Annotated in this window: 5 protein-coding genes; all 5 read right to left on the minus strand. The window is 60.1% G+C overall.

Features of this window, described 5'->3' with window-relative positions:
• Positions 1-127 precede the first annotated feature (127 nt).
• Positions 128-1459, minus strand: coding sequence for an ATP-dependent protease ATPase subunit HslU (gene hslU, locus IBX54_RS11635; RefSeq protein WP_296542820.1), 1332 nt, complete (start codon positions 1457-1459; stop codon positions 128-130).
• A 79-nt stretch (positions 1460-1538) separates the two neighbouring features.
• Entirely contained in the window at positions 1539-2084 is a 546-nt protein-coding gene (gene hslV, locus IBX54_RS11640; protein WP_296542821.1) for an ATP-dependent protease subunit HslV, read from the minus strand.
• 25 nt (positions 2085-2109) lie between these two features.
• Positions 2110-3849 carry an STAS domain-containing protein gene (locus tag IBX54_RS11645; protein WP_296542822.1) on the minus strand — a complete coding sequence of 580 codons (1740 nt, stop codon included), beginning with the start codon at positions 3847-3849 and terminating at the stop codon, positions 2110-2112.
• A 37-nt stretch (positions 3850-3886) separates the two neighbouring features.
• Complete coding sequence (gene dksA / locus IBX54_RS11650; RefSeq protein WP_296542824.1) at positions 3887-4606, minus strand: RNA polymerase-binding protein DksA; 720 nt, start codon at positions 4604-4606, stop codon at positions 3887-3889.
• A gap of 481 nt (positions 4607-5087) precedes the next feature.
• Positions 5088-6122, minus strand: a 1035-nt coding sequence (locus IBX54_RS11655) for a GTP-binding protein (RefSeq protein ID WP_296542823.1), incomplete at its 5' end; no start/stop codon positions are given.

The following is a 6122-nucleotide window of genomic DNA, read 5'->3' on the forward strand; positions in this document are numbered from 1 at the left end:
GACAAAGTGTTGGGGTCAGAGCACGTCGCTGCGCGAGTGGTCTGACCCGCAAGCTGAACAGCCGGACATCCGACAAAGTGTTGGGGTCAGAGCACGTCGCTGCGCGAGTGGTCTGACCCGCAAGCTCTTATAAAATGTACCTGCTCAAATCTTCGTTTTGGCTGAGTTCTGCCAGGCGCGCATCGACATAAGTTGCATCGACCTCAATGGTCTGGCCGGACAGGTTGGCGGCGTCGAAGCTGACCTCATCGAGCAGGCGCTCCATCACCGTGGACAGGCGCCGCGCCCCAATGTTCTCGGTGCGCTCGTTGACATCGAAGGCGATTTGCGCGAGCCGCCCAATGCCGGCATCGGTAAATTCAAGGGTGACCTGCTCGGTGGCCAGCAGGGCCTGGTATTGCTTGACCAGCGAGGCCGTGGTTTGCGTCAGGATGGCCACAAAGTCTTCAACCGAGAGCGACTGCAATTCGACCCGGATCGGGAAGCGCCCCTGCAATTCGGGAATCAGGTCACTGGGCTTGCTCAGGTGAAACGCGCCCGATGCAATGAACAAGATGTGGTCGGTCTTGACCATGCCGTATTTGGTCGATACCGTGGTGCCCTCGACCAGCGGCAGCAGGTCGCGCTGCACGCCCTGGCGCGAGACTTCGGCGCCGCTGCCCTCAGAGCGCGAGGTGACCTTGTCTATTTCGTCAATGAAAACAATGCCGTTTTGCTCCAGCATCTGCAACGCCTGGGTCTTGATCTCGTCCTCGTTGACCAGCTTGGCGGCTTCTTCTTCGACCAGCAACTTGAGCGCTTCGGCAATCTTGAGCTTGCGCTTTTGCGTTTTGTTCTGGTTGAGCTGGCCGAACATGCCGCGCAACTGCTCGGTCATTTCCTCCATGCCGGCCGGGCCCATGATCTCGAGTTGCGGTGTGTTTTGTGCCACATCGAGCTCGATGTCGCGCTCGTCGAGCTGGCCTTCGCGCAGCTTTTTGCGAAAGGTCTGGCGCGCGGTGCTCTCTGGCTCATTGCCCTCTACCACGCCAAACTCATGTTTGGGCATCGGGATCAGGATGTCAAGCACGCGGTCTTCGGCCGCATCGGCTGCACGTTCGCGCACCTTTTTGGTTTCGGCCTGGCGCGTTTGCTTGACCGCAATGTCAGCCAGGTCGCGGATGATGGCATCGACATCCTTGCCCACATAACCGACTTCGGTGAACTTGGTGGCCTCGACCTTGATGAACGGGGCATCGGCCAGGCGCGCCAGGCGCCGCGCAATCTCCGTCTTGCCAACGCCCGTGGGGCCGATCATCAGGATGTTTTTGGGCGTGATCTCGGCGCGCAGGTCAAGGCCGACTTGCTGGCGGCGCCAGCGGTTGCGCAAGGCAATGGCCACGGCGCGCTTGGCCTGCTGCTGGCCGACGATGTGTTTGTCGAGCTCGGCGACGATTTGTTGGGGGGTGAGAGTGGACATGGTGTTAACGTGAAAGGGGGTCGTCATTGCGAACGAAGTGAAGCAATCCATCATTTGGGATGCTTGTGTTGCCATGAAGTTAGAGCGACTCGATGGTGTGGTTCATATTGGTGTAGATACAAATCTCACCAGCAATTTCCAGCGATTTCTTGACCATGTCGGTGGCCGACAGGTCGGTGTGGTTGAGCAGGGCGATAGCCGCGGCCTGGGCGTAGGCACCGCCCGAGCCGATGGCGACAATGCCGTTTTCGGGCTCCAGCACATCACCGTTACCGGTGATGATGAGTGAGGCCTCCAGGTCGGCCACCGCCAGCATGGCTTCGAGACGGCGCAGCACGCGGTCGGTGCGCCAGTCCTTGGTGAGCTCGATGGCGGCGCGCACCAGGTGGCCCTGGTGTTTTTCAAGTTTGGCCTCGAAGCGCTCGAACAGCGTGAAGGCATCGGCGGTGGCACCGGCAAAACCGGCCAGCACCTTGCCGTGGTAGAGCTTGCGCACCTTGCGCGCCGTGCCCTTGACGACGATGTTGCCCAGCGTCACCTGGCCGTCGCCGCCAATGGCAACCTGCATGCCCTCGGGCGTTTGCCGGCGCACGCTGATGATGGTGGTGCCGTGAAATTGCTCCATAAATAATCCTGTCCTGACCAATGCGTTAATGCGTTCGTGTGATCACGTGCGCGTGCTGATTGATGCCAATCAGGTTGAAAAATGAGGCGGCCAGAGGCGGGACATCCCTGAATTCAATCTGGCGGCCCTTGGCTTGGGCCTGGGCCACCCAATTCAGAATACTGCCCGCAGCAGAAAAATCGACCCTGATCAGGTCGGTGCAGCAGATCGATATCAGGCCATCCGGTTCGCCGTCCTGTTGGCTGGCCGCCTCCAACAGGGCCAGACCCGGCGCGTCTGCCCCCAGCAATTCTCCTGCCAGGGTCAAACTCACAGGACCGGGGCCTGCCGCAGCAGGGCCAGGCGGTGCCGCAGCGGGCGACGGCGCTGCTTGCGGCTGTGCATCATGGGGCGACCCCAAGTCTGTCAACCAAGCGTCGTCGGGGCCGTCAAGCTGCGCCGACTGACGCAGTTCACAAACTGCGGGACACCATGGATCGGGCGCTGTTTCGTAAGTGATGCAGTAGTCGAAAGCGGCCATTTCGAAATCATCTTGCCACTGCAAAATGCGCAGCAAATCCAAGCGCGCGGTCCACCAGTATTGTGCCGTTTGACGCACGCCTCTCGGTGTGGCGGCACGCAACAGGCTTTCCAGCACCTCTTCACCCTCGAAATGAAGTGCACCCTGCTGCTCGCTCCAGGCGGCCATCAAGGCGGCAAGGTCCGGGGCTGCCGACTCGGCGATCTGCGCCAGCCCCGACCAGTCCAGCGACAAACTGCTGCCTTGGGGCAAGTGGCGGGGCAGCTGGGCCAGCGCCTGGGCGTCAAGTTGCGCCGGACTGCGCCATGCAACGACTGGCAGCGCCTCCGGTAACGGGCCTCCTGGCATGTGAACGGTGCGCTGCCAGGTCGGGGCCGAACAGCCGAATTGCTGCGCGTAATTCAAGGCTTCACGCTCAAAATTGGCTTGCTGCCCCAAACTGCGGTAAAGGTCAAACAGGGCCTCGGCCTGGGCTTGGGCGACGGCGCTGAGAAACGGCTGGGAACGCAGCGCGCCAAGCAACACAGATTCGGCACCTGCCTCGTCGCCGTTGGCAAAACGCACCGCTGCCTCTTCGAGGTCGGGGTCCGCCAGGTTGTTGCCCATCCCGGAGGCAAACAATTTGGACGATTCAAAGCCTTTGTTGTCAATGGGCTGGCGCTGCCAGTCGATCACGGAAACTGGCGCCTCATCGCGCAAGAGGGAGGGCGCAGAAGACCCCTGGTCGAACAGGGTGGGTATATCGTCAAAATCGATCAGGTTGCTGACGAACTGGGTCGAGGCAAAAAAACTGTCTGATCTTTCTTTCAAGACATCTGCTGGCTCGGCATCCAGGAGTTGCGGGAAACCCGTCTGGGCCGGCTGGCTTTGCGCCTTCCACCACTGCTTGGACATTTGCGCTTCGATTTCGTCGATTTTACGAATGGTCAGGGTCCGGTCTTCCTGGCCAGTGGTGTCCGCGGAACTGACCAGCGGCGAGGACTCTTCGTTGGCCTCTGGCTTTGCCATGGGTGCATCGCGCCGCAATTGGCGCAGCTGGTCAAACTCTTGCTTGCGGACAGCGTCTTCATGGCGCTTGCGCTCGATCATGTCCTTGAGCGTTTGCCGGTTGTGCGCCAGTGCCGGCTCAGGCGGCACCTCAGCGGCGCGCCCGATATTGTCAAGGTCACGCCAATCAACATTGGGATGACGAACAAACTTGGCAACCTTGGAAAGAAGCCCTGATCTGGTGGGTAGTGTTGCCATACGCTTCAAACCGATGCCAGGTGGCATCGGGCCATTCTTAGTCGCCAAACATTTTTTGTTTGATCTCGCGGCGTTGCTGGGCTTCCAGCGACAGCGTGGCGGTGGGGCGCGCCAGCAGACGGCCCACGCCAATGATTTCGCCCGTCTCGTCGCAATAGCCATAGTCGCCGGCATCGATACGCGCGATCGACTGCTCGATCTTTTTCAAAAGTTTGCGCTCGCGGTCACGGGTGCGCAGCTCCAGGGCGTGCTCTTCCTCGATGGTGGCCCGGTCAGCCGGGTCGGGCACCACCACCGTGTCTTCGCGCAAGTGCTCGGTGGTTTCGCCCGCGTTGCTGAGGATGGCGTTTTTCAGATTAACCAGTTTCAACCGGAAAAACGCCAGTTGCGCCTCATTCATGTAAGTGTCGTCGGGCATGGCCAGCACCTCGGCGTCGGTCAAGGCTTCGACTGGTTTGGTTTTCCAGTTGTTGGCGAGTTTCTTGTCTTTCTTGATCGACGAGGCCAGTGGCGAAACGATGGGCGCCACTGGCGTCATCTGGGTAAAGCTGGACTTGGCGGCCGTCGAGGCCACCGTCTGCGCCATTGAAGGCACAGTCAATTGGGCCAGTCGCGAAGACGGCCGCCCGGTGCGCACCGGCACCCCGGATGAGGTCATTTGGGTGGCGGGCATCACCACCTTCGCAGTTGGTTTGGCCGCTGGTTTAACGGCTGCGGGGGCTACGGTTTTGGGGGATGCGGGGGCTTGAATAGTCACTTCTTGAGGCTTTTTCTTGGAGGAGGATAAAACAGGCTTGCTCACAGGCTCGGCACCGGCTTTGACCTTTTTGACGGCTGCTGGCTCGACCGCCGCAGCGTTGACGACTTTTGCCTTGGCCTGCGGCGCTTTGCCTTGCGGCACTTGCTGGGCAGACTTCACCGCCTGGGCTGGCTTGACGGCAGTGACTGCCTTGACCGGTTTGACGGGCGTGGCGGGCGTGGCGGCAGTCTTGGCAATCGTTTTTGATTTGGCGGCTTGTGCTTTCACGGAAGATCTCCTGGCGGGTTTATCCTGAACGATTTGAGCGGGGGCCGTGGCCACCACCTTGTCAACGGAACTTGTCTGGTGAGTCTTGCGGGCAACCACAAGAGCGGGCTTTGCGTCGGCGGGCGAGTGTACAGGCTTCGCCGGGGCGAAGCCCATGAGTTGCAAAATCGAGACAAACATCAGGCCTCCAGACCAAGGTTAGACAATCAACTCACATCAGGCTTTGTTCCATGCCCTGCAAGAATATATCTTTAGGCAGGTCGATGCCAATGAAAACCATCTTGCTGCAGGGTTTTTCACCCGGTGCCCAGGCCGGCCCCAGGTCGCTGCCCATGAGTTGGTGCACGCCCTGGAAAATCACCTTGCGGTCGGTGCCCTGCATGTAGAGCACGCCTTTGTAGCGCAGCATGCGCGGGCCGTAGATATTGACCACTGCGCCCAAAAAGTCTTCCAGCTTGGCCGGGTCGAAAGGCCGGTCGGAACGGAAGACGAAACTCTTCACATCGTCTTCATGGGCGTGGTGATGGCCATGCTGGTGCGACGGGTGGTCGCAGTGCTCGCCGTGTTCGTGGTCATGATCGTGGTGCGCATGTGCATGCTCCGCTTCCTTGAGGAAATCGGGGTCGATGTCGAGCTTGCTGTTGAGGTTGAAACCGCGCAAGTCGAAAACCTCACTCAAGGCCACCTCGCCAAAATGCACCGCTTGCTGCGGCGCGCGCGGGTTCATGTGCGTCAGGCGGTGCATCAGGTCGGCCGTTTCTTCAGCTGACACCAGATCGGTTTTGCTGATGAATATCTGGTCGGCAAAACCCACCTGGCGGCGCGCTTCCTGGCGTGTGTCGAGCTGCTGGTTGGCATGCTTGGCATCGACCAGCGTCAAAATGGAATCGAGCAAATAGCTCTCGGCAATCTCGTCATCCATGAAAAAGGTTTGCGCCACCGGGCCGGGGTCGGCCACGCCGGTGGTCTCGATCACCACGCGGTCGAAGTCGAGCAAACCCTGGCGCTTCTTGGCGGCCAGCAGTTGCAACGCCTCACGCAGGTCTTCACGGATGGTGCAGCAAATGCAGCCATTGCTCATCTGGATGATCTGCTCCTTGGAGTCGGTCACCAGAATGTCGTTGTCGATGTTTTCCTCGCCAAACTCGTTTTCGATGATGGCGATCTTCTGGCCGTGGGCTTCCGAGAGCACGCGTTTGAGCAGCGTGGTTTTGCCGGAACCGAGAAAACCGGTGAGGATGGTGGC

Source organism: Rhodoferax sp., from assembly GCF_014859475.1.
GTDB lineage: Bacteria > Pseudomonadota > Gammaproteobacteria > Burkholderiales > Burkholderiaceae_C > Rhodoferax.